General features: G+C 46.7%; 29 protein-coding genes. 4 read left to right on the top strand and 25 right to left on the bottom strand.

Annotated features, from left to right (window positions below; genetic code table 11):
* Positions 1–6: 6 nt before the first annotated feature.
* From NYE38_RS02465 to acpS, 13 genes are all read right to left on the bottom strand, one after another.
* Complete coding sequence (locus NYE38_RS02465) at positions 7–609, bottom strand: PP2C family serine/threonine-protein phosphatase (protein ID WP_007410234.1); 603 nt, start codon at positions 607–609, stop codon at positions 7–9.
* Entirely contained in the window at positions 609–1397 is a 789-nt protein-coding gene (gene sigB / locus NYE38_RS02460) for an RNA polymerase sigma factor SigB (protein WP_003156171.1), read from the bottom strand. The genes NYE38_RS02465 and sigB overlap by 1 nt, the downstream gene beginning before the upstream one ends.
* A complete protein-coding gene (gene rsbW / locus NYE38_RS02455) occupies positions 1363–1845 on the bottom strand; it encodes an anti-sigma B factor RsbW (protein WP_003156173.1) in 483 nt (160 codons plus the stop codon). Before rsbW ends, sigB begins: the two co-directional genes overlap by 35 nt.
* Positions 1842–2171 (bottom strand): anti-sigma factor antagonist RsbV, encoded by a 330-nt coding sequence (gene rsbV / locus NYE38_RS02450; protein WP_003156176.1) that lies wholly within the window; start codon positions 2169–2171, stop codon positions 1842–1844. Before rsbV ends, rsbW begins: the two co-directional genes overlap by 4 nt.
* Before the next feature lie 63 nt (positions 2172–2234).
* A complete protein-coding gene (locus NYE38_RS02445; protein ID WP_007609589.1) occupies positions 2235–3242 on the bottom strand; it encodes a PP2C family protein-serine/threonine phosphatase in 1008 nt (335 codons plus the stop codon).
* Between the two features lie 11 nt (positions 3243–3253).
* Entirely contained in the window at positions 3254–3655 is a 402-nt protein-coding gene (locus NYE38_RS02440) for an anti-sigma regulatory factor (RefSeq protein ID WP_003156178.1), read from the bottom strand.
* A gap of 2 nt (positions 3656–3657) precedes the next feature.
* Positions 3658–4023: an RsbT antagonist protein RsbS gene (gene rsbS / locus NYE38_RS02435; protein WP_007609584.1), complete on the bottom strand. Its 366-nt coding sequence runs from the start codon at positions 4021–4023 to the stop codon at positions 3658–3660.
* A gap of 4 nt (positions 4024–4027) precedes the next feature.
* Positions 4028–4849 (bottom strand): STAS domain-containing protein, encoded by an 822-nt coding sequence (locus NYE38_RS02430; RefSeq protein WP_003156182.1) that lies wholly within the window; start codon positions 4847–4849, stop codon positions 4028–4030.
* A gap of 117 nt (positions 4850–4966) precedes the next feature.
* Complete coding sequence (ndoA, locus tag NYE38_RS02425; protein WP_003156187.1) at positions 4967–5317, bottom strand: type II toxin-antitoxin system endoribonuclease NdoA; 351 nt, start codon at positions 5315–5317, stop codon at positions 4967–4969.
* Positions 5318–5322: 5 nt separating this feature from the next.
* Positions 5323–5604, bottom strand: a complete 282-nt coding sequence (endB, locus tag NYE38_RS02420) for a type II toxin-antitoxin system antitoxin EndoAI (protein ID WP_003156188.1) — start codon at positions 5602–5604, stop codon at positions 5323–5325.
* A 119-nt stretch (positions 5605–5723) separates the two neighbouring features.
* Positions 5724–6893 carry an alanine racemase gene (alr, locus tag NYE38_RS02415; RefSeq protein WP_053285486.1) on the bottom strand — a complete coding sequence of 390 codons (1170 nt, stop codon included), beginning with the start codon at positions 6891–6893 and terminating at the stop codon, positions 5724–5726.
* 116 nt (positions 6894–7009) lie between these two features.
* The gene (locus NYE38_RS02410) at positions 7010–8017 is read right to left on the bottom strand and encodes an outer membrane lipoprotein carrier protein LolA (protein ID WP_007410230.1); all 1008 of its coding nucleotides are present in this window, start codon (positions 8015–8017) and stop codon (positions 7010–7012) included.
* A 164-nt stretch (positions 8018–8181) separates the two neighbouring features.
* Positions 8182–8547: a holo-ACP synthase gene (gene acpS, locus NYE38_RS02405; protein ID WP_053104569.1), complete on the bottom strand. Its 366-nt coding sequence runs from the start codon at positions 8545–8547 to the stop codon at positions 8182–8184.
* Positions 8548–8639: 92 nt separating this feature from the next.
* Here acpS and NYE38_RS02400 point away from each other — a divergent pair, with 92 nt between their 5' ends.
* Positions 8640–9239 (top strand): rhomboid family intramembrane serine protease, encoded by a 600-nt coding sequence (locus tag NYE38_RS02400; RefSeq protein WP_015239195.1) that lies wholly within the window; start codon positions 8640–8642, stop codon positions 9237–9239.
* Here the strand turns inward: NYE38_RS02400 and NYE38_RS02395 are convergent.
* From NYE38_RS02395 to NYE38_RS02375, 5 genes are all read right to left on the bottom strand, one after another.
* Positions 9236–10702, bottom strand: a complete 1467-nt coding sequence (locus NYE38_RS02395) for a PH domain-containing protein (protein WP_021495081.1) — start codon at positions 10700–10702, stop codon at positions 9236–9238. The genes NYE38_RS02400 and NYE38_RS02395 overlap by 4 nt on opposite strands.
* A complete protein-coding gene (locus NYE38_RS02390) occupies positions 10692–11171 on the bottom strand; it encodes a PH domain-containing protein (RefSeq protein ID WP_025649968.1) in 480 nt (159 codons plus the stop codon). The genes NYE38_RS02395 and NYE38_RS02390 overlap by 11 nt, the downstream gene beginning before the upstream one ends.
* Before the next feature lie 117 nt (positions 11172–11288).
* Positions 11289–12773 carry an ATP-dependent RNA helicase CshA gene (cshA, locus tag NYE38_RS02385; RefSeq protein WP_014416963.1) on the bottom strand — a complete coding sequence of 495 codons (1485 nt, stop codon included), beginning with the start codon at positions 12771–12773 and terminating at the stop codon, positions 11289–11291.
* Between the two features lie 330 nt (positions 12774–13103).
* Positions 13104–14474 carry a UDP-N-acetylmuramoyl-tripeptide--D-alanyl-D-alanine ligase gene (murF, locus tag NYE38_RS02380; protein WP_340801299.1) on the bottom strand — a complete coding sequence of 457 codons (1371 nt, stop codon included), beginning with the start codon at positions 14472–14474 and terminating at the stop codon, positions 13104–13106.
* Between the two features lie 76 nt (positions 14475–14550).
* Positions 14551–15636, bottom strand: coding sequence for a D-alanine--D-alanine ligase (locus NYE38_RS02375; protein WP_003156199.1), 1086 nt, complete (start codon positions 15634–15636; stop codon positions 14551–14553).
* Between the two features lie 153 nt (positions 15637–15789).
* On the opposite strand from NYE38_RS02375, the gene NYE38_RS02370 reads away from it, so the two are divergent.
* Entirely contained in the window at positions 15790–16107 is a 318-nt protein-coding gene (locus NYE38_RS02370; protein ID WP_003156200.1) for a thioredoxin family protein, read from the top strand.
* Here NYE38_RS02370 and NYE38_RS02365 read toward each other — a convergent pair.
* Positions 16104–16997: a cation diffusion facilitator family transporter gene (locus NYE38_RS02365; RefSeq protein ID WP_017419229.1), complete on the bottom strand. Its 894-nt coding sequence runs from the start codon at positions 16995–16997 to the stop codon at positions 16104–16106. The genes NYE38_RS02370 and NYE38_RS02365 overlap by 4 nt on opposite strands.
* Before the next feature lie 213 nt (positions 16998–17210).
* Between NYE38_RS02365 and NYE38_RS02360 the strand changes: the two genes are divergently transcribed.
* Together NYE38_RS02360 and fbpB are read left to right on the top strand one after the other, a co-directional pair.
* On the top strand, positions 17211–17390 hold the full coding sequence (locus NYE38_RS02360; RefSeq protein ID WP_003156203.1) for a Fur-regulated basic protein FbpA: 180 nt from the start codon (positions 17211–17213) through the stop codon (positions 17388–17390).
* Complete coding sequence (gene fbpB, locus NYE38_RS02355) at positions 17377–17523, top strand: Fur-regulated basic protein FbpB (RefSeq protein WP_003156206.1); 147 nt, start codon at positions 17377–17379, stop codon at positions 17521–17523. The genes NYE38_RS02360 and fbpB overlap by 14 nt, the downstream gene beginning before the upstream one ends.
* A 25-nt stretch (positions 17524–17548) precedes the next feature.
* Here fbpB and NYE38_RS02350 read toward each other — a convergent pair whose 3' ends face one another.
* The 6 genes from NYE38_RS02350 to dctP form a co-directional block, all read right to left on the bottom strand.
* A complete protein-coding gene (locus NYE38_RS02350) occupies positions 17549–18694 on the bottom strand; it encodes an acyl-CoA dehydrogenase family protein (RefSeq protein WP_289394639.1) in 1146 nt (381 codons plus the stop codon).
* Between the two features lie 114 nt (positions 18695–18808).
* Entirely contained in the window at positions 18809–19144 is a 336-nt protein-coding gene (locus NYE38_RS02345; protein ID WP_007410218.1) for a hypothetical protein, read from the bottom strand.
* A gap of 94 nt (positions 19145–19238) precedes the next feature.
* Positions 19239–20006: an ABC transporter permease gene (locus NYE38_RS02340; protein WP_007410217.1), complete on the bottom strand. Its 768-nt coding sequence runs from the start codon at positions 20004–20006 to the stop codon at positions 19239–19241.
* Positions 19999–20925: an ABC transporter ATP-binding protein gene (locus tag NYE38_RS02335; RefSeq protein ID WP_012116860.1), complete on the bottom strand. Its 927-nt coding sequence runs from the start codon at positions 20923–20925 to the stop codon at positions 19999–20001. The genes NYE38_RS02340 and NYE38_RS02335 overlap by 8 nt, the downstream gene beginning before the upstream one ends.
* A gap of 101 nt (positions 20926–21026) precedes the next feature.
* Positions 21027–22076 (bottom strand): AI-2E family transporter, encoded by a 1050-nt coding sequence (locus tag NYE38_RS02330; protein ID WP_340801307.1) that lies wholly within the window; start codon positions 22074–22076, stop codon positions 21027–21029.
* Between the two features lie 185 nt (positions 22077–22261).
* The gene (gene dctP, locus NYE38_RS02325; protein WP_012116859.1) at positions 22262–23518 is read right to left on the bottom strand and encodes a C4-dicarboxylate transporter DctP; all 1257 of its coding nucleotides are present in this window, start codon (positions 23516–23518) and stop codon (positions 22262–22264) included.
* Positions 23519–23619: the final 101 nt, after the last annotated feature.

Below are 23619 nucleotides of genomic sequence, written 5' to 3'. Positions count from 1 at the left end.
GCAGCCTTACGATAAAAGCTGCCCTAGAATATAGGTCAAATCATCACGTCTGGATGTTGTGTACGGATGAAGTGATTTTGATATATCTTCTATTGAGTGTCCCTGCTTTAAGCAGGTGCGGATATGCGGAACCTCAAGCCCATCCGTGTAGATGATGAACCTCGCCCCTTTTTCGTATGATGACGTATACGTTTTGTATCTTTGCGGTTTGCCTGAGAGGTAACCCGAAATCGGCAGCGGATGAAAGACTTCGCCTGATGGGGAGTGCAGGAAGAAACGGACGTTGCCGATCGAGCAGTATGTCAATTCCCTTTTGATGAAATTGATTTTTAAGATGGAGGCAGTCGCCCCTCTTTTGTTTTTCATCGCTTGATTGCAGCGCTCAATGATGCTTTCCACATCCTCATCCGCATACGTTTCCACGATGTCTTTAATGGCTGACGAGGATTCGTTGGCAAGAGATCCGCTGCCGAGACCGTCCGCTACCGCGCAAACTAATTCTTCTTCATTCGCCTTCATAAAAAAGCTGTCGCCGCATATGGACTTGCCTTCTTTATTTAATTGGTATACGAGAGTTTGAACATGTTCATTTTCTTCAACCTGAATCATTACATTAGCTCCATGGAGGGATCTCCAATCAAGGCCTCTCTCAGTTTTTTCACCGCTTTCCGCTGCAGGCGCGAGACGTGCATTTGAGATATTCCGAGAATGTCCCCTGTTTCTTTTTGGCTTTTATTTTGCACAAATGTTAGATCGATAATCTGTTTTTCGCGGTCGGACAGCACATGAAGCACGCTTTTGATCATCATCTGCTGGTTGACGCGTTCGTATCCTTCCTCCTGCGACCCGACGATATCTAAAATCGTGACGGTGCTTCCGTCCGCATCCGCTTCGATGCTGTGATCGACAGAAAGCGCCTGATAGCTTTTTCCCATCTCCATCGTTTCAAGCACTTCCTCTTCTGACACATCGAGAAAGGCTGCGATTTCTTCGACTTTCGGCGACCGCTGCGTCTCTGTCGTCAGCTGATCCACCGCCATTTTAATGCGCGGCCCGAGTTCTTTAATCCGTCTCGGGACGTGTACGCTCCATGTTTTATCCCTGAGGAAGCGTTTGATCTCGCCGATGATGGTCGGAATCGCAAATGCTTCAAAGGATTTGCCGACCTCGGGATCATACCGTTTAATGGCTCCGAGAAGTCCGATCATCCCGACCTGGCGGAGGTCTTCGTGAAAGCTTTTTCCTTTTGAATATTTCTTTGCCAGCATTTCGACGAGATTGGTATACACCTCGACGAGTGTTTCCTGGGCTTCTTTATTATCATGTGTTTGAAAGTCGCGTATGAGCCGATCAACTTCATCTTTAGTTAGTTTCGTAGTTTTTGATGGTTGTGCCATGATCAACTCGCTCCCCATTTAAATACTTTGTCATCGCCACGGTTACGCCAGAGTTGCTTTGAACTTTGACTTCATCCATGAGCGTTTCCATTAAATACAGACCGAGCCCTCCTTCTGACAATTGATCGACTGTGTGCGAAGGTGTGTACGGCCCGAGATCCTGCTGCTTCTGATCAAAATCAAAGCTGTCTCCCTGATCGGCGACAATGACCTCCAGCCGATCCTCAAACACACCGAACCGCACGGATACTTCTCCCTTATTTTCATCTTTGTATGCATGCTGGACAGCGTTTGTACAAGCTTCGCTGACAGCGATTTTTAAATCTTCAATGTCATCATAGGTATAGCCCATTCTGCTTGCGACCCCTGATAACGTAAGCCTGACGATTCCTACATATTCCGGTTCGGCCGGAATTTTCATCTCTATATAATCAACTGATGTACTCATTGCACGCCACCTTCTGACTTTGCCGAAATGTCGATGATGTCCTTAAGCCCCGTAATTTCAAACAGACGGACGAGCCGGTCGGAAAGATTCTCAAGCTTCAGAGAGCCGCCTTCCTTGCTCACCGTTTTAAACACGCCTACAAAAACGCCTAAACCCGTACTGTCCATATAGTTTACATCTTTTAAGCAGATTCTCATGTCCTTCCCCTCGTTTGCCAGGGGCATCAGCTTTTCACGAACCACCGGAGCTGAGTATACATCGATTTCTCCAGCGATATTGATTTGTATATCTGAAAGATTCTCCTTCATATCTACCGTTAAATTCATCGTATCACCTCTGAAAGTTATCCTTACTCGTGCTAATGGCTTTTTACCCGTGCTGCTGTTTTTTTAAACCTTTCTTTTCAAAACAATTAACGTAAAATCGTCATGAAGCTGAAAGTCCTGAAGTCTCAGCAGGCTGTCGTAAATATTTTTGACCATATCCTGCGCGGAGCAATCCATATGTTCTTCCAGCATGCGCTGAATGTCGCTGCGTTCTAAGAAACCGTTTTCGGTGCGGCATTCGGTGACGCCGTCAGAAAAAAGAACGATCATGTCTCCTTCGTCCATGTGCTGTTCATATTGGCTGTAATCAAAATCCTGAGAAATTCCCAGCACCAATCCTTTTGCCTCCAGATCATAAAACTTTTTTTCTTTTTCAGAGTAGTAGAAGCCCGGTTCATGCCCCGCAGAAGCATATGTAAATTGGTGATTTTTCGTATTGTAGTTTGCGTAAAACATGGTGATAAACATGCTTGAGTCCACGTTCTGTTCTACAACGCGGTTAAGATTTTTCAGCACTTGGGAGGGGTGAATGCCGGTCTCCGGAAGAGAGTCCATGGCATACTTGATCATCGACATGCACAATGCGGCGGGTATTCCTTTTCCGATGACATCGGCTATCGCGATGTTAATCGATTCCTTGTCTTTGACAAAGTGATAATAATCCCCGCTCATCTGTTTGGCGGGGACGCTGATTGCCCCGATATCCAGATCTTCTTCTTCAGGAATTTTTGTGCCAAGCAGCGTCTGCTGAACATTTGCGGCAATTTCAATTTCTGAACGAAGCTCCTGCTGGATATCTCTCAGACTTTGATGTTCCTGATAAGCCATCCCGTAGCCAATCATGACTTCTATTAAAAAATCCAGCGAATGAAAAACATCTTCCGGCAGATCCGGATACAGTTCCTTTACTACTTTTCGGTGGATGCTGATGATCTCCTCCGGAGGAACCTGATGTTCAATCGTTTTTCGGCTGAATTTTTGGGCTTGATATAAAGATGTTTCTGTTAATTCGGCTATATATCGGCTAAGCAGCTGATGATACCGCTGCTCTATAACCTCCCTGAAATCCACGTTCTAACCTCCTACCGAAGCCATTTCACGGCTTGAATCTCTGTTCCTTCCTCTGCAACAGATTGCAGGCTGAATTCGTCCATCAGCCTTTTGACGCCCGGAAGTCCCGCTCCCAGTCCGCCTGACGTTGAAAAGCCGTCTTCCATCACTTTACGGATGTCGGGGATTCCGGGTCCTTTGTCTTCTGCTATAATTTTAAGGCCTTTTTTCCCTCTGTCGTTTACTTGTTCTATGCTGACCTGGCCCTTGCCTGCATATAAGTAAATGTTTCTGGCCAATTCTGAGATAGCCGTCGTGATTCTGGCCTGGTCCACCGTGCCGAAGCCTAATTCCTTCGCAACGTTGCGGCCAAGCTGTCTGGCGGCTACGATATCCCATTCTGTCATGATTTTCACACAGGATTGGTCGTTCATCGCTATTCCCCCAATTCCCGCTTCAATGTCTCAAGCCCTTGCTCTAAATCGAGCGCCGTTTCAATTTCCTCAAGTGAGATTCCGAGTTCAATCAATGTGACCGCCACAGCCGGCTGAATTCCCGTCAATACGACATTTGCGCCCATCAATTTAGACATGGTGATGACATCGCCGAGCACTTTCGCGATAAATGAATCGATCATGTCAACGGATGTCAGGTCAATGACGACCCCGTTTGCGCCGGTTTCATAGATTTTGTTCAGCAGATCTTCTTGAAAATGCAAAGCTGTCTGGTCGTCAAGTTCCCATTGGATGGATACCAATAAGCAGTTATACAGTTTCAGGATCGGGATTTTTGGATGTCTCACAATGTTATTCCCCCAATGAAACGATTTTTCGATTTGTCATTTCAAGCGCTGTTTGAATTCCTTTTTGAAGGGTATTCTTCGTAATAACCTGCGACAAATCAATTCCCAGATTAACGATCGTCTGCGCGATTTCCGGACGGATTCCGACGAGCAGGCATTTCGCGCCGACAAGCCGCACCGCTTCCGATGCCTGAATAATATGGTGCGCCACCATCGTATCAACGACCGGCACGCCCGTGATATCAATTAATACAACCTGTGAACGGTGCTTTACGACGCCGTTTAACAGATTTTCCATAATGTGCTTTGCACGCTCCGTATCAATCGTCCCGACAAGCGGCATGACCGTTACATGCTCAAATACCGGGATCAGCGGAGCCGACAATTCCTGAAGCGCGATTTTTTGCAAAGTAACCGTTTTTTCCCAGGAGATAGAATACTGATTTAAAATTTCCGTGTTGATCGGATTGAAAAAGCTGTCTATTTCCAAAATCAAATCTGCTCTGTCCTGATCGGCCATATTAAGGTCGACCATCGTTTCGTAAAGCAGTTTCCAAAACTCTGACAGGGTGGCTGAAAGAAGTTTCAGTGACAGACCGAGCTGAACGGCGCGCAGTGCGAGCTCACTGATCTGCTCTTCCGTAGCCTCGTCATTTTTAGTCGATAATAAAAGAATGTCTATATAGTCTTTACAAATATTTTCACATATGTGATTCGTAAGCTGATAGTCTTCCTGATTGCCTACTTCTTTTAGTTTGGCTGTCCAAGTATCAAGCAGTTCATCATGCTGATCAATGATGAACTGATACACTTTCTGATTCGACATGGGTTTCACTGACCTCCCGACACAAAACAACAAATTTTGTTTGATTATCTCTTTATTATAGCGCTTATGTTTTTCGAAAACAAAAAAAGTTGCTCTATATGAGCAACCAAAATATGACTAAAAATCAATGAGTGCCAAACTGATTTGCAGGGCTTCATCAACCTTATCCATCATTTCATCATCCAGATGAGTTATTTTATCCGTTAATCTTTGCTTGTCAATCGTCCGAATTTGCTCCAGCAAAATAACGGAATCTCTTTCAAAACCGTAGCGTTTTGCATCAATTTCGACGTGGGTTGGTAATTTCGCTTTCTGTATTTGGGCTGTTATGGCTGCAACAATAGCAGTCGGGCTAAAGCGATTTCCGATATCATTTTGGATCACTAAAACCGGGCGTACGCCGCCTTGCTCTGAGCCAACAACAGGAGATAAATCAGCAAAATAAACATCGCCGCGCTTTACAATCAAAATGATTATCCTCCGCTGACTAAGCGCTCAACGGTCGTTTCTGCTTCGCACTCAGCATAGTGAGCCTCAGAAGAGATATTCAAGTTGATTTTCGCCATTTCCATATACCCGCGTCTCATCAAATCACGGTTATGGCGAGTTGTCCGTTCGCTGACATACGCTCTCACTGCTTGTGATATCAGTTCGTTTCTGCTTCGTTTCTCCCGCATCGCTACACCATCCAATTCAGCTACTAAGTTTTCGGGCAAGCTGATTTTCATTTCGGTTCTTGCGCTGGATTCAGACAAAAAACATACACCTCCACCAAACTTACGGATACGACCAATTCATCCATCCAGACATAATGATACCATTATTCAAACGTCAAGCAAAGCTGTTTTATAAATTCTCTTTTTCCGGATGACGGCTACTTGCTTGTATTATCTTGCAGTAAAGGATTTCTTACTTCCATTATACTCTCATTTTCCAAAAACATACGGGGAACGCGGGAACTAATGGTACAAGGGACCTCGTAATTAATCGTCCCAAGCCGCCCGGCGATTTCATCCATCGTGATCGTTTCTCCCTTCTGGCTGCCGATCAGGGTGACTTTGGTGCCCGGCGGATAAGATTGATCTAATTCGACCATCAATTGATCCATGCAGATTCTTCCCGCGATGTTCATACGTTTGCCGCCGATCAGCACAGACGTGCCGCTCAGCTTGCGGAGCCACCCGTCTGCATAGCCGATGGGAACCGTTCCGATCCATTGATCCTTCTCTGCCGTATATGTTGCGCCGTAGCTGACGCTTTCCCCTTTGCGGATCTTTTTCACATGGGATAAAACAGAGTGCAGCGCAAAAGCCGGTTTTAATTGAAACGGAATTTCGCTTTGGATGTCAGCAGAAGGACGGAGCCCGTACATACTGATGCCGAAACGAACCGCGTTAAAAAAGCCTTTTTTAAGACGAAGTCCGGCAGCGCTGTTCGCGCAGTGCACCATCAATTCTTTTAAAGGAAGCGGAGCGATCAATTTTTTAAAGCGGTCAAACTGGAAGAGGAAATAATCTCTGTTTTTCTCATCCGCGGTAGCAAAATGGGTGAATACGCCTTTACAGACTAAACCGGGATTTTGACCGAGGATTTTTAACACGCTTTGGATTTCTTCCTCCGTTTTGACTCCGAGTCTGTTCATGCCGGTGTCGACTTTCAGATGAAACGGCACTGTTGCACTTCCGAGGTGGCGCGCAGCTTCCTGAAGCCATTCAACAGAATATCCCGTGAGTGTTACGTCATACTCGGCAGCTGCTTGTACATATTCGGGCGGCACGGCGCCAAGCACGAGAATCGGCGCTGTAATGCCCCGCTTTCTCAATGAAATCGCTTCATCCAGTATGGCTACGGCAAGACAAGAGGCACCCGCTTCAAGCGCGGCTTTCCCAACTTCCAAATCTCCGTGGCCGTAAGCGTTCGCCTTTACAACCGCCATGAGATGGACGTTTTGCCCGATGTGTTTTTTCATATGCGTGACATTTTCTTTAATCGCGGACAGGTTGATTTCCGCCCACGTTTCTCTGTAAAAGGATGCTGTGTTCATTCGATACACTTCCTAGCATTATTTTCAATTCATATTGTTATTATCATACTAAAATTATTCTGCAAAGTGAAATGGAATCAAAAAAGAGACCGACAGCGGCGGCCTCTTTTTTGACGTTATTTTGACGACTGTCCCTGCATGCTTTTGGCGGCGGCCACCATTTCATCTTTTGTAAGATCCTGTGATGACAGAAGATAATCCACTCCGTCATATGTCCACGTTAAAGACGTATCAGATAATGCCGCAACCGTGAAGCCGAGATTAACCGGTTCGCCTTTCAGCGTGACGGCAGAGGCGGCTTTTGCGATATGGGCTTTTTCTTGAATAAGGGTGAATGATTTTTCTCCGCCGTAAGTCATGACGATCCGTTTGCCGTCCGCCGTTGAAATATCTTTCTCTTCAAGCTTTTTGACGCCGGCCGGCACTTGAAGCGGTGTTTTGACCGCAAATGAATCAGACGGCTTGGCGCTTGTGGCGACGTCCATCTGGGAAAGCGTCATATTTTTCTTCTCGTCAAAAGAGTCTTTATCAAACGGTTTGTTGAATTCAAAGCTTTTGAATTCGACTTTTACCATCACTTTCCGGTCTGTATCCATAACTTTAACGAGCGACGGGCTCATGTCCTTTTTGTTGAAAGTGATTTCCTGAGTCGGCAGCATTTTGTTGTGCTGATAGTTTGTTTTTGTTTCAAACGTGTACTTTTTATCTTTGGCGGAATAGACGGCGTCTTTGTCATGCTGCACGTCCTTTACAAGTGACTCAAACAAATATACTTGGCTGCTGTTATTCGGCCAGTCGCTTTGGAATCTGAAGCTCTTATTTAACGACGGCGTGAGGACAAAGACTCCGTTGGCGTTCCGTAAAATGACTTGGTTTTGGTCTTTTTTCGGATTTTCCAGATAGACCCGGTACAGGGAAGGTTTTTTATGCCAGATTTCCACATTGTATACTTGCGGATCACTCCCCGTTTCAATGGTCATTTTGGCTTTCGCTTTGTACGAGGTGTATTCTTTCGCCTTCTTATCTAAACCGTTCACGATATCTTCCTGTGATTTTTGGCCGCAGGCCGAAAGAATAAGGACGGCAAGCAGTCCCGTTAAAAGCAAAACAAAGCTTTTTCTCACCTTTTTTCAACCCCTTCTTCTCAATTGATGTAAAGGGAAGAAATCGCTTGTTTGACTTTAACGGTACGCCCTGAACGGACGGACGCGTACCATAAAAGCCTCAAACAACTTGTCTCCCTTAATGCACTATCAAATATATGAAGGGGTTCCGGCTAATATGCAGACTAGCGTGACAACCTTTCAATCACGACCTGTGCCGCGGCGTATTCTTTTGTGTGGGTAATGGAGACGTGAACCGCCGCGCAGTCAAGCTTGGCGCAGGCCAGCACAGGCTTTCCCGCTTTGTCGTTTCCGGTTTCAATATCCTGAAAGCTGAGCTCTTTGCCGATACCTGTGCCGTATGCTTTCGAAAAGGCTTCTTTTGCCGCAAATCTTCCCGCGAGAAATTCAATTTTCCTTTTGTCCGACAGCAATGTAAAACGGGCGTATTCAGCCTCCGTCAATATTCTTTGCGGAAACCTCGCCTGCCGGCTGAGCATGTTTTCAATTCTGTGCAGTTCAACGATGTCGATTCCGATTCCGAAAATCATGTGAATTCCTCCTAAAAGTCCGTACTAAAAAACGGTTTATGTCATAAACGTGTTACTATATATGTAACAAATCAGATGCAAAGGGGCTTGCGATGTTTATACGAACGGAAAATTTCCAGACTTTTATCAGACGTTATCCGGCCGTCAGCTGTATCTTGGCGCTGCAGGCGTTCTTGTGGCTGTTTTTCAGTATGCCGCTTCATTCCGTCATGATGTGGTCAGATGCTGTGACAGGCTATAATTACGGCGTTTCCTCGGGAGAATGGTGGCGGCTGGTGACACCAATGTTTTTACACGCGAATTTCACTCACCTTTTGTTTAACTCCATGTCTCTCTTTTTATTCGCGCCCCCGCTTGAGCAGATGCTCGGAAAAGTCCGTTTTCTGATTGTGTACATCGTATCGGGCATCATCGGCAATATCGGCACGTATCTTGCCGAACCGCTTGATTATGTGCATGTCGGCGCATCCGGCGCGATCTTCGGACTTTTCGGCGTGTATGTGTTTTTGACTGTTTTCCGCAAGGAGCTGATCGGCCGGGATCAGTCGAAAATGATTATGACCCTGCTTATCATCGCGGTGCTGTCGACGTTTATCAACTCTAATATTAACATTATGGCGCATTTGTTCGGACTGGCAGGCGGATTTTTGCTTTCCTTTTTATGCGTGCAGCAAAAAAAGCGGCGGTATTAACCGTCCGCTTTTTCATATGAATACCAGCGCCCGATGCGTTCGGCATCTTCCTCGCTGACATCCTTCAGCATGACATGCTCCATGTGGTGAGCTGATTTCACTGCGGTAGCCACAGATGCGAGCCGCCTTCTTTTTTGCAGAAAGGAGCGGCTGACTTCAAACATCTGCATTCTTCTTCTCAGCATAATCGTGGTCGTCTTCCCGATCAGCCTCGTGGTGATCTGAAGCCTGCCGCCGTTTATGCACCATGACGCTGTCCTAAACGAGGCATATCCTAGCACCAGTTCGACAGGAAGCACGAGGAGCGATGCATATCCCCACGGCTTAAACAGAATACAAAGCGGGATGATCACGAAAACCGAGAAGATTATGGATCGGAATAAATACCGGCGCAGCGCCCTTTTCGGCAAATGATTCCGGTTTTCTTCCAGCACGTAATCCGGTGTGAAACCGTTCAGCATCACTCCGAGCTTTGATTTGCGGATGATCGGAAACAGAATCGTCTGTGCTCCTTCTTTCTCATTCCCCGCACTGCCGGCGCTGACAATCGCAACCGTCGCGTATCCGAATAATTGCCTGATCACATTTTCTTTCATTTTAATGGCTTGGATTTTACGGAGCGGGATTGTCACTTGATGCTTTTCAATAATTCCTCTGGTAATGACCAATTCGTGTTCCTTTTTTTCTATTTTAAAGTTGGCATGCTTGATCATCATACCGGCGATGCTTAACAGCCAGGCGATGAACAATCCTATGAAAATGATCACGGCGTATATGCCGATGCTCGCATGCTTGAGAAAGGAAAACCTGTCATAGAGCCAGTCCATCGGAAGTACTTCATCAATCTGAGAAAAGAGGGCGAATACCGCTGAGATGATGACACCGATTCCCCCGGATGTTGAGGCGGCCATAAGCAGCTCACCTACAGACAGGCGGTAAACGGATTGCACATCTTCCCCGCGCATCGGTTCCTGCTCCGCTGCGGTCTCCCCTCGTTCTTCTTGCTCCGCTTTTTGCTGAAAAACAGCCGCTCTGATCCGTTCCGCCTCTTCCACAGTAATGGCGGATAAGACGGCTTCAGCGTTTTTCCCGTCGCCGGCCGTTTCGATTTGAAGCTTAACAAGCTTAAAAAGCTGCTGAATGATGCCGGCACTCGTATTCATTGATTGAATCCGGTCAATGGAGATGTATCTCTTTTTCGTAAAAAACAAGCCTTCTTCAATTCTGAATTCTCCGTCCTCAATCCGGTATGTAAATTTTCTCCACTCAATCACACTAGCCGTAATCAGCCAGATAAGCAGGACGGCGAGCGCAATGCCTCCGTAAAAGCGGATGAAGTGGTTGGAGTTTACAATATAGACGAGAAAAAATGGCAGAATAATGTTTTTAATGGTTTCGATAATAATATGGAATAAGTTCAAAATCACGGCCGCCGGATGCAGACGTTTCGGCTCAGACATCATCTTCCGTCACCCTTGCCAGACGGGAAATGGAATCCCTCAGCCGGTCAGCTTCCTCCATATCAAGCGCCGGAATGGAATGAACGGTTGCCGCCGTGGAGATTTTGACTGAGGCCAGACGGTACTTTCTGAGGAGCGGGCCTTGTGAAGTATCTACGTGCTGCACCCTCACCATCGGCACAATGACCCGTTTGACAATAAAAATGCCGGATTGAATATCAATTTCATTTTCATGGACTTCATAGCGCCAGATCCTGTGCCTGATTTTCGGTATGGCATAGACGGATATTACTGAACCGATAACCCAAATGATGCCGAGGACTCCGGTGATCCAATACGGCCAATGGAAGAAATGGCTTAAAACAGCTGCTGCTATAACGGCCAGAAGACAGAAGGCGGACAGGATGATTTCCTGAAGACGCCAGACTTTTAAGCCGCTTGGACTGATTCGATTTTTTGGCTGTGCTCTCAACATACCTACCTCCCATTTTTTATCATACATACAAATACGGCTGATTTGCAAAAAAGATTCACTTTCCGGCATATCAAAAAAAAAGCGGACCCCGTAAAAGGGTCCGCTTCCTGTGTTTTAGTATGATTTTTTCTGGCGTCTGTCACCTGAAGAACGGCGGTCGCTTGAGCGTTTTTTATCGTAGGAAGAACGGTTGTTGTTTTTCCCTTTGCCGCCGCGGTAGCCGCCGCCTTGGCCGTCTCTGCGCTTAGAAGTACGCTGGTTTTTATAGCGTTTGCTGACCATAGGCGCTTCATCAGTGAGGCGTACAGGCGTGCTGTCCGGCTCTTTTGTCGCCATTTTAATGGCTGCAGCCACAACTGTCACTGCATCATGATCTTCTAACAATTCCGCAGCTGCCGTCATGTAGAAGTTCAGGTTGTTTTCGCTGATCGCCGTGCGCAGACGGTCAACCGTCACCTGCTGCTGTCCTTCTAATGCTTCGTCAAGCGTCGGCTCTTTCATGCGGTCCATTTTGCGTTTTGTCGTTTGTTCAATCGCGCGAAGCATGCTTTTCTCACGCGGTGTGATAAACGTCATCGCCATACCCGTTTTTCCTGCACGGCCCGTTCTTCCGATACGGTGAACGTAACTTTCAGGATCTTGAGGCACGTCAAAGTTGTAAACGTGGGTAACGCCTGAGATATCAAGTCCGCGGGCGGCAACGTCAGTCGCTACAAGCACTTCGATCGCACCTTCTTTAAACTTGCGAAGCGCAACCATACGTTTCGCCTGCGTTAAGTCGCCGTGAATTCCTTCAGCCGCATATCCGCGAAGGTTCAGGGCTTCAGCAAGCTCATCGACACGGCGTTTCGTACGTCCGAATACGATCGCAAGTTCCGGAGACTGAATGTCAAGAAGACGAGTCAGCGTATCGAATTTTTTGCGCTCCTGCACTTCCAAGTAGAACTGCTGAATGTTGGACACAGTCATTTCTTTCGCTTTTACTTTTACGTGTTCCGGCTCAGTCATGAAACGCTCTGCGATCCGTTTGATCGGCGCAGGCATTGTTGCTGAGAATAAGAGCGTTTGGTGGTCGCTCGGCACGTTTGAGAGAATGGATTCAATGTCATCAATGAATCCCATGTTCAGCATTTCATCAGCCTCATCCATGACAACCGTGTTCACGTTATTTAAACGGATCGTGCGGCGGTTGATATGGTCAAGAAGACGCCCCGGCGTACCTACGATGATATGCGGGTTTTTCTTCAATGCGCGGATTTGACGTCCGATATCCTGGCCGCCGTAAATAGGCAGTACTTTCGCACGCTTATCTTGTCCGATTTTATATAACTCTTCAGATACTTGAATGGCTAATTCACGGGTTGGCGCGATTACGATTGCTTGAATATTAGGAGACTCGGGGTTCATTTTTTCAACAAGGGGTATACCGAACGCAGCTGTTTTACCTGTACCTGTTTGCGCTTGTCCGATGACATCTTTATTTAAAAGTCCGAGCGGAATCGTTTGTGCCTGAATCGGTGTTGCTTCTTCAAATCCCATACGATTGATTGATTTCATGAGATCAGAACTTAATTGGAAATCTTGAAACGTTATAGTCAAATTATTCAAACTCCTTCTGATTGCTGTTTCAGTAATGTCGTGATTTACCACTAAAAACTGCCCTTTCATCCAAAGGACAGGATCATACGTATACAAAGCCCGAATTACTTTACGTTTAATCTTACCATTACACTATGTGTTTTTCAATAAGGCGAGATGGTCAGGCGGCCGGAAGCGGCCTGACCGGATTCTTCCCGCGAACGAGGCCGGACCCCGCGCCGGACGGGATTTCCCAGCCGGCGGCCTTTCTTTTTCATACGGACAGAATTATTTCACCCTGAATTAGTTTCTTCATTTTTGTATATTTTTATAATGCTGATCGGTATTTTTTCATTTCTTCTCTAATAAATCTTTAACGATTTCTTCGAGCTTCATACCTCTTGATGCTTTAAACAGAAGGAGATCGCCGGAAGCGGTCTTTTCCTGTATGGCGCAAAGCAGTTCTTTTTTGTCAAGATAATGGCTGACGCGCCCTTCTTCAAAATGCCGGCGCGCTCCGTCAGCGATGAATGCGCCGAGTGTGCCGTAAGTAAATACATGGTCGATTTCCGCCGGATTGACCGCAGCACCGCATTCTTCGTGGAATGCTTTTTCTTCATCACCAAGTTCAAGCATATCACCGAGCACGAGCATTTTCTTCCGATAGCCTTTCATCGTTTCGATTAATTCGACCGCCGCTTTCATTGACGTCGGGCTCGCATTATATGCGTCGTTTACGATCGAGATGCCGTTTTCCGTTTTGACCAGTTCCAATCTCATCCCCGTCACCTTCAGGCGGCTCAGTCCCAGAGCGGCATTTTCCGGCGTAATGCCGAAATAGATGCCGGCGGCGTATGCGGCCATGGCATTCATCACATTATGTCTGCCGAGAACGGGAATAAAGAAAGAACGGTCGATCCCGTCGATATTAAAGTACGTGCCTTCTTCCGCCTGTTTTATTTCTTTCAGGCGGAGATCATTGTCCGCGCCTGCGCCGTATGTCGTTGTCCGGCAAGTGTACGTCTTTTCGCGAAGCAGCGGCTCATCCCCGAAATAAAACAGAACGCCGTCTTCCCGAAGTCCGTTTATAATTTCAAGTTTTGCCTCCGCAATTCCTTCTCTTGAGCCTAAATCCTGCATGTGGGATTCGCCGATATTGGTAATGACGGCAGCTTCCGGTTCAGCAAGACGGCTCAGAAAATCAATTTCGCCTCTCGCGCTCATTCCCATTTCTAAAACGGCGATTTCTGTATCTTCAGGCATGGCAAGCACGGTCAGCGGCAGGCCGATATGGTTGTTGAAATTGCCGGCGGTTTTGTGAACGCGGTACTGCGTGCCGAGAACGGCGTGAAGCATGTCTTTCGTTGTCGTTTTTCCGTTGCTCCCAGTCACCCCGATAACCCGTGTGCCGAGCTCTTTCAAATAAGCTTTTGCCAATGTTTGCAGCGCCTCCAGCGTGTCATCGACCAGGATGACAGCACGCTCTTCCGGCGGATTCGGTTCAGAGCGGTCCCACAACACCGCGGAAACGCCTTTTTCAAATGCTTGCGGCACAAAGGTGTGGCCGTTAAAATGCTCGCCTTTTAAAGGAATGAACAGCTGATTTTTTTCCAAAGTCCGCGTATCGGTTGCGGCGCCCTCAATCATTGTTTGTTCAAATACGGGATTTGTCAGTGTGCCTTTGACCATATCTGCGATTCGTTTTACAGTTCGCTTTATCAAAGGTGGCACCTCGCTTTCTGAAAATGTTGTCTGTTACGGGAAAAGACACTGCCCCTTCAGGCAGTGTCCGTCTTCATTAAAATGTATGTTTAATCAGCTGTTTTTCGGCATGGCGTTCTTTTGCCAGCTCAACCAGCTGTTCGATCAGATCACTGTAATCTACGCCTGCTTCTTTCCAAAGCAGCGGGAACATGCTGAATGGCGTAAAGCCCGGCATTGTGTTCACTTCGTTAATGAGCACTTGACCGTCATTGGTCAGGAAGAAATCGGCGCGGACAAGGCCTGATCCGTCAATCGCTTTGAAGGCTTTAATCGCCATCTCGCTGATTTCCGCATATTGTTCATCCGTCACTTGCGCGGGAATCATTAAATCCGTGTCGCCGTCTTCATATTTCGCCTTGTAATCGTAAAAGTCGGTTTTCGGCGCGATTTCACCGACGGCGGAGCATTTCGGTTCGTCATTTCCGAGTACGCCGATTTCGATTTCTCTGCCGGCGATTCCTTCTTCAACCACAATTTTCCGGTCATACTCAAAAGCCAGTTCGAAGGCTTTTTCAAGCTCTTCACGGTTTCTGCATTTGCTGATTCCGACGCTTGATCCGAGGTTCGCCGGTTTGACGAAGCATGGATACCCAAGCTCCTCTTCAACCTGCTGTAAGCAGCTGTCCGGCGTCTGTTTCCAGTCCTTTTTTAAGAAAGCGGCGTACTTCGCCTGCGGAAGCCCCGCTTGAGCGAACAAATGCTTCATGATGACTTTATCCATGCCGGCTGATGATGCAAGCACCCCGTTGCCGACATAAGGAACGTTCAGCAATTCCAGCAGACCCTGAATGGTGCCGTCTTCACCGTTCGGTCCGTGGAGAAGCGGAAATACGACATCGATCGGCGCCTTTTCGTCAGGCGACGCTTCAGGAAACATTTCCCGGTTCAATGCTGATAGAGCGAAACTTTCACCGTTTTGTTCCAGCTGAAGCATTTTCACGTTGGAAACCGGCTCAGTCAGCAGCGGGCCTCTTTGCCATTCTCCTTTTTCAGTGATGTAAATCGGATGTATATCAAACTTCTCAGTATTAAGCGCTTTTGTTACAGCTAATGCTGTCTGCAGCGATACATTGTGTTCGGCTGACTTTCCGCCGTACACCAATCCTAGACTTGTTTTCAATGGATATTCCCCCCACAACAATTCATCTTTACTATCTTATCACTTTCCTCAGAAAATGATCTAATTATTTTTGGGCATTCTGAATATGAAAGCATTTGTATGTAATTCCTTTTTATTTTATATTAAAATGGCATGGAAAAGGAGATGTGTCATATGAAAAAAATCAGTACAACAGAACAATTTAATGAACTTATTCAATCCGACAAGGAAATCATCGTGAAATTTTTCGCTGACTGGTGCCCTGACTGCACGCGCATGAATATGTTCATCGGCGATATTTTGGAAGAATATAATCAAAATGATTGGTATGAGCTGAACAGAGACGAGCTCCCTGAGCTTGCCGACAAATATCAGGTAATGGGCATACCGAGCCTTCTGATCTTTAAAAACGGCGAAAAGAAAGCGCATCTTCACAGCGCAAACGCGAAAACGCCCGAAGAAGTCACAGAATTTTTATCACAGCATATTTAATTCGTTTCACGATCTTTGTTTATGACTTCAGGCTCTACATGAACATGGACATGAGTCACATCATGTTCATGTTTTATTGCATATTCGACCTCATCGGCTACTTCGTGGCCTTCTTTCACAGACAGTCCCGGATCTACCGTAATGACCATTTCCACATGAACCGTGCTCCCCAAATACCTTGCTTTCACATCCTTCAGCCTGCTGACCTCTTTTATTTCTTTCACTGTGTGTTTATACGGCTCCAAATCTTTCAGATCAAATCCGTCCGTCAATGAGTGGGATGCATCTTTGAAGATGTCCCATGCCGTCTTACAGATGATGATTCCGATCAGAAAAGCAATGACCGGATCAATCCACGGCAGATGAAGCCGGGCCGTTAAGACGCCTATAAACGCCCCAATACTGACATAGGCGTCAGAACGGCTGTCTTTCGCCGCCGCATGAAGCGCAGAACTTTTAACCCGATCCGCAAGACGGCTGTTATATACATACATGCCGTACATTACAATCCCGCTTCCGAGCGCCGTCCATGCCGCAATGAAGCTCGGCTCGGCCTCCGTTCCGCTGACAATCGCCTTTGCTCCTCCGATCAGCACTTCAATACCGACCGCCATCATAATAAAAGACGCAATTAATGAAGAAATTGTTTCAGCCCGATAATGTCCGTAGGCATGATCACTGTCCGCAGGTCGCTGGGAAATCCGGAGCCCGATCAGCACAGCCAGTGATGCGACAATATCCGTGGCATTATTTAACCCGTCCGCTCTGAGCGCTTCGGAATGATAAATAAGACCGATCACCAGTTTGACGGCGGCAAGGATGAGGTACGCGGCGATATTAAGAATCGCGCCTTTTTCGCCCCGTTTTAAGTTTGCCGTTTGATCATTCATGTAAGGATTCCTCCATTCTCATTCATAGTATGGATGGAAAAGCGGAAAAATAGCAGCTTTGATCTGATCAAATGCAATATTCGACAGCATTATTCCCCGGGAAACTTTTTGTCGAAAAATTGGCGGTATTTTTCCTTTACATATGAATATGACCATTGTATACTTTCATTAACTGATAATGATTCTCAATATCATTTGATTAGGAGGGTAATCATGAGGTCTTCTCCTCAGCTCAGATCATCAGTTGAAGGACGAAAAAAACATCTGATCCATTTGCTGATCAATAACGGAATATACAAAAAGTCGGAACGGCATTTATATGAATTATCGCTCGGAGAATTAGAAAGCGAATACAAATATGTAAGGAAGGTGCGGGCTCATGGCGAAACGTAAAATAAAAACATACGAACAGCTGATAAAAGAAAACAAGGCGGCCATTATGAATAATCAAAAGCTGATGAATGTGATCTATGACAGAATTGACCGCAAGCATCAAAAACTGCTCCGGCACAACAGCCATACATAAAAAGAGCCTTTTTCAGGCTCTTTTTTTATTGCTCAAAGGCTTCCGCCGCTAATTTGCCGATGACCGCATCGTCCATCGGCGGATTGTGAAGGCCGGCCCGGGCATCCCGGTAATACCGCTGAAGCGGATTATTTCGCTCCAGGCTTTTTGCGCCGGTGATTCTCATTGCTTTATCAACAACAGAAAGGACGGCATTTGTCACAATATGTTTTGCGGCGCCGAGCTCGCTTTTGATGAAAGGGCGGCGTTTCGGGTCATCATACATTTGCGCCGCCGTGAAGAGAAACTGTCTCGCTTTTAACAATTCGAGCTCCATTTCCCCGACACGCTGCTGAACGGCCGGCACGTCTTTAATCGGTCCGTTCAGGCTGTTCGGCGAATATTCGGATGCAAACCGGACGGCATAGTCCCTTGCCGCTTGAGCGATACCCAGATAAGCAGCGGGAATGTGAAGCAGCCAGCCATTCACTTTCGCCGCTCTCGGCCCGCTGATAAGCTCCACAAGCCGCTCATCACTGACCGTGACATGATCTAAAAGGAGATCATGGCTTCCGGTCGCCTTCATGGCAATCATATCCCATGTTTCTTCGACTGAAACGCCTGCCTGATCTTTATGAATGAGAAAAACACCGGTCGTTTGTTTTTCTTCAATCCATGCCGTCACAAGCATATAATCCAAAGTCAGTGAAAGGGTTGTAAAGGTTTTTCGGCCGTTCAGCACCCATTTTCCGTCTTTTTTGACAGCGGAGGTGCTGGGTCTTCCTCCCCTCGTCGGACTGCCGGTCTGCCGTTCCGTCGCTGCCCTGTTCAGGACGGCTCCCTTTTTCACCTCTTCTGTGATAAATGAAAAGACATCTTCATCCCAGCTGTTTCCTTCTCCGAGCTCACCCATGACGGATAAATGCCAGCCGATTCCGAGAGCAACGGCCGCGTCTCCCCGCGCCAGCCGTTCCTGAAACAGCACCATATCATAAACGGAAATGCCTGCACCGCCGAATGCCTCAGGTACCGTTAACGCCGTATATCCCGCGTCGCGCAGTCTTTGAATTTTCTCCGCGGGAAAACGGCCCGCCTCATCATCAAGCGCGGCTGTTTTTTGAAATTCGTCTGCAAGCAGGCCGATTTTTTCCATCCATTCCCTCTGCCGTTCATTCTGTATCCATAAAGACACTGGAATCCCCCCATTATAATTCCGATAAAGTTAATAAGTATTATAGAGATTCAAGTCTCGTTTCGCAACTGTGAGGCTGTACAAAAAAACACGCTATTCCATGGAATAGCGCGTTCAGACTGCTTCCGGGCCGCGGTCCTGCTTGAGCCCGAGATAAATCAGCATATATGTGAGATAACCCATCGTCATCACAAGCCCGCCAAAGAAAAAGCTTGAAAAAATCGGCTCTTCAAACGCGGTAACCGCCGCAAGCACGATCCAGCTTGCATACAGGTAGATGATGAAATAACGGAATCCCGACTTCATTTTATATAAGAGAAACAGCCCCACTGTAGAAAACAAACCCAGCGCAAGCCTGAAATAAACAAGATGTTCGAATTGGAACATGAATGACACAAAGGAAAAACCAAGCAATAACACAATCGGTAATGCGGTAATAAAATTTCTCAAGTGAGCACCTCCGTCATTACCTTTATTATAAATCAAAATAGCATAAATTATTGATTTATCGTGATCTTTTTCACAAAAGTGTCATTCCTTTACTTTATACCCGAACATCGCGTTTGCAAAAGCTCCACCAAGCGACGGCTAAGAAGAATACGATATGGATAATGATAATGCCTGCGGAAAATAACGGCGTCATTCCCGCAAACAGCGGTTTCGCCCCGCTCATATATTGCGTCAGGTCAGTATTTGCGAACAGCAGAAAACTTCCCCATTTGTTTTGGAAGAGCGACATAATCGTCACGAGTGATTTTGCGCCGTACAGCACGATAAATGACAAAATGACGGCCGTTGCGCTGTTTCGGAATACAGAAGAACACAACAAGCCAAAGCATGCCATCGCAAACGCCTCGACCCAGTTCGTGCCGATTACTTTCAGGGTGTTCATCAGAAGCGTCCCTGATTCAGATGTCACCGACACGCCGAAGAAAGCCATGCCGAACAGCAGAGACAGAATATAGTACGCCGCATACAGGTACAAGCTGACCAAAAATACGGTAATGAGTTTAGATACAAAAATCCGCTCCCGCTTTACCGGGCGGATTAACAAAAATTTGATCGTTTTCTTATCAAATTCAGCGGAAATGATCGTTGCCGCGATCACGATTGTTAACGCCTCAAGCAGAATATTCAGCCCGGGCGCGTACGCCATATAGCCGATGAAATTCTCATCCGTTCCGGAACTGATGACAAGCCGTTTAATGACAAGCGCCATAATAAATTGGAGAACGGCCATCAGAATCAGCGCCACCAATGAGACTTTTCGGTTAAAGAGTTTCATATGCTCATTCGCTGTCAATTTAAACATTCGTCTCCCCCTCCTCTTGAAGCGCCGTCGTCACTTTCATGAATTCATCCTCCAGCGATTCCGCATACGGCATGATGGAATACACGAGGAAGTCTTGTCCGACGAGCGCACGGTTTAATGCCGGGATGTCCTTCTTCGCTACGGTGACGGTAATGCCCCCGCCGTTTTTCTCCGGAGCAAATTGCTGTTGGGACAGCCATTCAAATGCTTCGTCAGCCGGCTGAATGTCGAGGACGGCTTTTTCTTCTTTTTCCTCAGCGCCGCGCAGAACAACCTCTGTTTTGATCTCACCTTTTTGAATGATGATGACACGGTCGCAAAGGTCCTCCACTTCACGCAATAAATGCGTCGCAAAAAGGATGCTCGTCCCTTCAAGCTCCGCGAGTTCCTTTAAGTGATCGCGGAAATCCTTCATTCCGCCGGGATCAAGCCCGTTTGTCGGTTCATCTAAAATGAGCAGATTCGGACGGTGAAGAATGGCCTGTGCAATCCCGAGACGCTGACGCATACCAAGGGAATACGTTTTAACTTTGTCATGAACGGCATTTGTGAGCCCGACCCGCTCGATGACTTCCTGAAGCCTGTCCTCTTTGATGTTTTTGTGCATGTTGGCAAAGTGCTTCAGATTTTCCCACCCCGTCAGGTACGGGTAGAATTCAGGATTTTCCACGATCGCTCCGACGGATTCAAGCGCTTTTTCGAAATCAGCATCGTGCTGAAAGCCGTTAATTGTAATCGTGCCGCTGTTTTTCTTTAAAAGACCGACGATGATTCGGATAAGTGTGGTTTTTCCCGACCCGTTCGGACCGAGCAAACCGATGATCTCGCCCTGCCTGACATCCATGCTGATGTTTTTTAAAATGTGCTTTTTGCCTATTGTTTTGTCAAGGCCTTCAATATGTAAAATCGGCTCAGTCATACAGCCTTCCTCCTTTTTCACAAAAAATAAACAGTGCCCGTACATAGGCACTGTCTGCATTATAACATTAGTCATATATTCGTGAAGAGCCGGAGCCGACGTTATGTCTTATCAGGAGCCGGTCCGTTTTTTTCCTTCTCTTCATTATTGACGACATCCAGAATATCAAGCAGGAACACAAAAATCGGAATTCCGATAATCAAGCCCCAAATGCCGAAGAAATGTTCCGAGAAAATCAGAACCGTAAAGGTAAAAAAGATCGGCAGTTCCGTTTTCGCTGACATCAGTTTCGGATTAAGGAAGTACGTCTCAATCGCATGGATGACGAAAATGACCAGCACGATGTAGATGACATACGCTGCGCCGCCCGTCGTATACGCGATGATGCTGAGCGGAATGAGCGAAATCACCACACCCGCAACGGGAATAAGCCCGAGGAAAAAGACCATGATGGACAGGCCGAACAGCTGCGGAAAATGCAGAATGGCCAATGCGATCAAGGTGAGGATACAGTTCACCAGCGCGATAATAAATTGGGCTTCAAGCACTTTGCCGAATGTTCTCGCAAATTTGCTGCCGAAATAAGCAAGTTCGTAGTAAAAAACAGACAGCTTGCTGTGCTGAAATTTTTTCATAAACTCCGTGAGCCGCTTTTTCTCGAACAGGAAAAACATGCTGAGAATCAGTGACATCACGACCTGCAAACCGAAAGTGCTGATATCGGCCAAGTATGTATACAGTACATTAAAACCTTCTTTTACATAGGAACCGATATTGATATCGCCGAACACGCTCGATATCTCATCATAAAACGGAATGACATCGGGATGATACGCGATGTGCTTGATCTGCTTAATCAGCTGTTCAATCTGCTTGGCAACAATCGGGTAAAAGACAAAGCCTCCGACAGTCGCCCCGACAGCCAGCGCAATATATAAAATGGTGATGACCACCCTCTGGCTGATCCGGAAAAAATGGTTCAACACGTGCCGGATGACAGTCTCCAGCCGATCCATCAGAAAAGTAAAAATAAACGTAAGCAAAATCAAATTAATCATACTTCGGAATACAACTAACACCCCAGTCAAAACAAGAAAAACGGAAAAACGTCTGACACCCGGATGCTGAAAAAATTTAAAAATAGCCGCCATTTATACACTCCTGCTAGGACAAAAAGCCCTTAGATTTCATCTTTCACTCTCTAATTGTAAATTATATAACAAAATGACGCTAAGGTCTTTGTCCACCTCCTAATAAATTTAAACAAATTTATCTTTTTTACTCATGGCAGCCGAAAAAAAGAACGGCATGCCGGATGCATGCCGTTCCTTTCCTTTTATACCGCCGTTTTCATTTCTTTTACGGCCTGTGTGCTTTTCGCTTCGTCAAACTCATTTTCGCTCTTGGCTACGATGATGGTGGCGATTCCGTTTCCGATCAGGTTGACGATCGCCCTTCCTTCACTCATAAAGCGGTCAACGCCGAGGAGCAGCGCCAGTCCCTCCAGCGGAATAACCTGAAGCGCCGATAAAGTGGAGGCGAGCACGATAAATCCGCTTCCGGTTACGCCCGCCGCGCCTTTTGATGTCAGCATCAGCACGAGAATGATCGTAACCTGCTGGCCGATGGTAAGGTCAACGCCGAATACCTGCGCCAGAAAAACCGTCGCCATGGACAGATAAATCGAGGTGCCGTCCAGGTTAAAAGAATATCCCGTCGGAATGACAAGGCCGACAACCGATTTGGAACAGCCGTAACGCTCCATTTTATCCATCATCCGCGGAAGGACGGACTCAGAAGAACTTGTGCCGAGAACGATGAGCAGTTCATCTTTAATAAAACGGAGATAGTTCCACAAGCTGAAACCGAATAGTTTGCAAATGATATTCAAAGCGACAAATACAAACAGGAACATCGTAACGTATACAGACAGCATCAGACTCGCCAGCGGCTTGATGGAATCAAGGCCGAAGTGACCGATCGTATAGGCCATGGCCCCGAATGCGCCGATCGGCGCCGCGCGCATGATGTAGCCGATGATTTTGAAAAAAACGTGCGACAGTTTATCGAAGAAATCAATAATGCTTTTGCCTCTTTCACCGAGCGCCGCCAGGCCGACACCGAATAAAACAGAAAAGAATAAGACCTGAAGAATGTCGCCTTTTGCGAAAGCGTCAACCATATTTGACGGAACGATGTGAGTGATAAATTCAATCCAGTCAATCCCCTGTCCCCCGTTTTGGGTGTACTGAGAGACATCCCCTTTTTCAAGCTTGCTGTAATCAAGGCCCTCACCGGGTTTCATGATATTGACGACCAGAAGTCCGATAATAAGGGCAATGGTGGTCACGACTTCAAAATAAATAAATGCTTTTCCCCCGACTTTGCCGACTTTTTTCATGTCTCCCATCTTGGCGATGCCAAGCACGATCGTCAGGAATATGATCGGTGCGATAATCATTTTTACCGCATTGATAAATGTATCGCCGAGCGGCTTCATCTGCTTCCCGGCCTCAGGCCATACGAGTCCGACAATGACGCCGATGATAACCGCCGTGATGACCTGCACCGTAAGATTTTTGAAAATTTTCATCCCTACTCCCCCTTGCCTCTCGCTGCGTCTATATGAAAATGATAGCGTTTTCAAACAAAGAGGGGAAGCTTATGATCATAACGGACATTTTGGTCTTTTTG

Origin of the sequence: Bacillus sp. EU63, from assembly GCF_038592915.1 — a bacterium.
Classification (GTDB): Bacteria; Bacillota; Bacilli; order Bacillales; family Bacillaceae; genus Bacillus; species Bacillus velezensis.
The sequence above is the reverse complement of the archived record's forward strand: the minus strand, read 5'-3'. Positions and strand labels throughout refer to the sequence as shown.

What these genes read in the sequence shown, in the direction of transcription:
- NYE38_RS02465 (WP_007410234.1), bottom strand. Translation starts at nt 609, where the DNA reads ATGATTCAGGTTGAAGAAAATGAACATGTTCAAACTCTCGTATACCAA.
- sigB (WP_003156171.1), bottom strand. Translation starts at nt 1,397, where the DNA reads ATGGCACAACCATCAAAAACTACGAAACTAACTAAAGATGAAGTTGAT.
- rsbW (WP_003156173.1), bottom strand. Translation starts at nt 1,845, where the DNA reads ATGAGTACATCAGTTGATTATATAGAGATGAAAATTCCGGCCGAACCG.
- rsbV (WP_003156176.1), bottom strand. Translation starts at nt 2,171, where the DNA reads ATGAATTTAACGGTAGATATGAAGGAGAATCTTTCAGATATACAAATC.
- NYE38_RS02440 (WP_003156178.1), bottom strand. Translation starts at nt 3,655, where the DNA reads ATGAACGACCAATCCTGTGTGAAAATCATGACAGAATGGGATATCGTA.
- NYE38_RS02430 (WP_003156182.1), bottom strand. Translation starts at nt 4,849, where the DNA reads ATGTCGAATCAGAAAGTGTATCAGTTCATCATTGATCAGCATGATGAA.
- alr (WP_053285486.1), bottom strand. Translation starts at nt 6,893, where the DNA reads ATGAACACAGCATCCTTTTACAGAGAAACGTGGGCGGAAATCAACCTG.
- acpS (WP_053104569.1), bottom strand. Translation starts at nt 8,547, where the DNA reads ATGATTTTCGGAATCGGAATCGACATCGTTGAACTGCACAGAATTGAA.
- NYE38_RS02400 (WP_015239195.1), top strand. Translation starts at nt 8,640, where the DNA reads ATGTTTATACGAACGGAAAATTTCCAGACTTTTATCAGACGTTATCCG.
- NYE38_RS02395 (WP_021495081.1), bottom strand. Translation starts at nt 10,702, where the DNA reads ATGATGTCTGAGCCGAAACGTCTGCATCCGGCGGCCGTGATTTTGAAC.
- NYE38_RS02370 (WP_003156200.1), top strand. Translation starts at nt 15,790, where the DNA reads ATGAAAAAAATCAGTACAACAGAACAATTTAATGAACTTATTCAATCC.
- NYE38_RS02365 (WP_017419229.1), bottom strand. Translation starts at nt 16,997, where the DNA reads ATGAATGATCAAACGGCAAACTTAAAACGGGGCGAAAAAGGCGCGATT.
- NYE38_RS02360 (WP_003156203.1), top strand. Translation starts at nt 17,211, where the DNA reads ATGAGGTCTTCTCCTCAGCTCAGATCATCAGTTGAAGGACGAAAAAAA.
- fbpB (WP_003156206.1), top strand. Translation starts at nt 17,377, where the DNA reads ATGGCGAAACGTAAAATAAAAACATACGAACAGCTGATAAAAGAAAAC.
- NYE38_RS02340 (WP_007410217.1), bottom strand. Translation starts at nt 20,006, where the DNA reads ATGTTTAAATTGACAGCGAATGAGCATATGAAACTCTTTAACCGAAAA.
- NYE38_RS02335 (WP_012116860.1), bottom strand. Translation starts at nt 20,925, where the DNA reads ATGACTGAGCCGATTTTACATATTGAAGGCCTTGACAAAACAATAGGC.
- NYE38_RS02330 (WP_340801307.1), bottom strand. Translation starts at nt 22,076, where the DNA reads ATGGCGGCTATTTTTAAATTTTTTCAGCATCCGGGTGTCAGACGTTTT.
- dctP (WP_012116859.1), bottom strand. Translation starts at nt 23,518, where the DNA reads ATGAAAATTTTCAAAAATCTTACGGTGCAGGTCATCACGGCGGTTATC.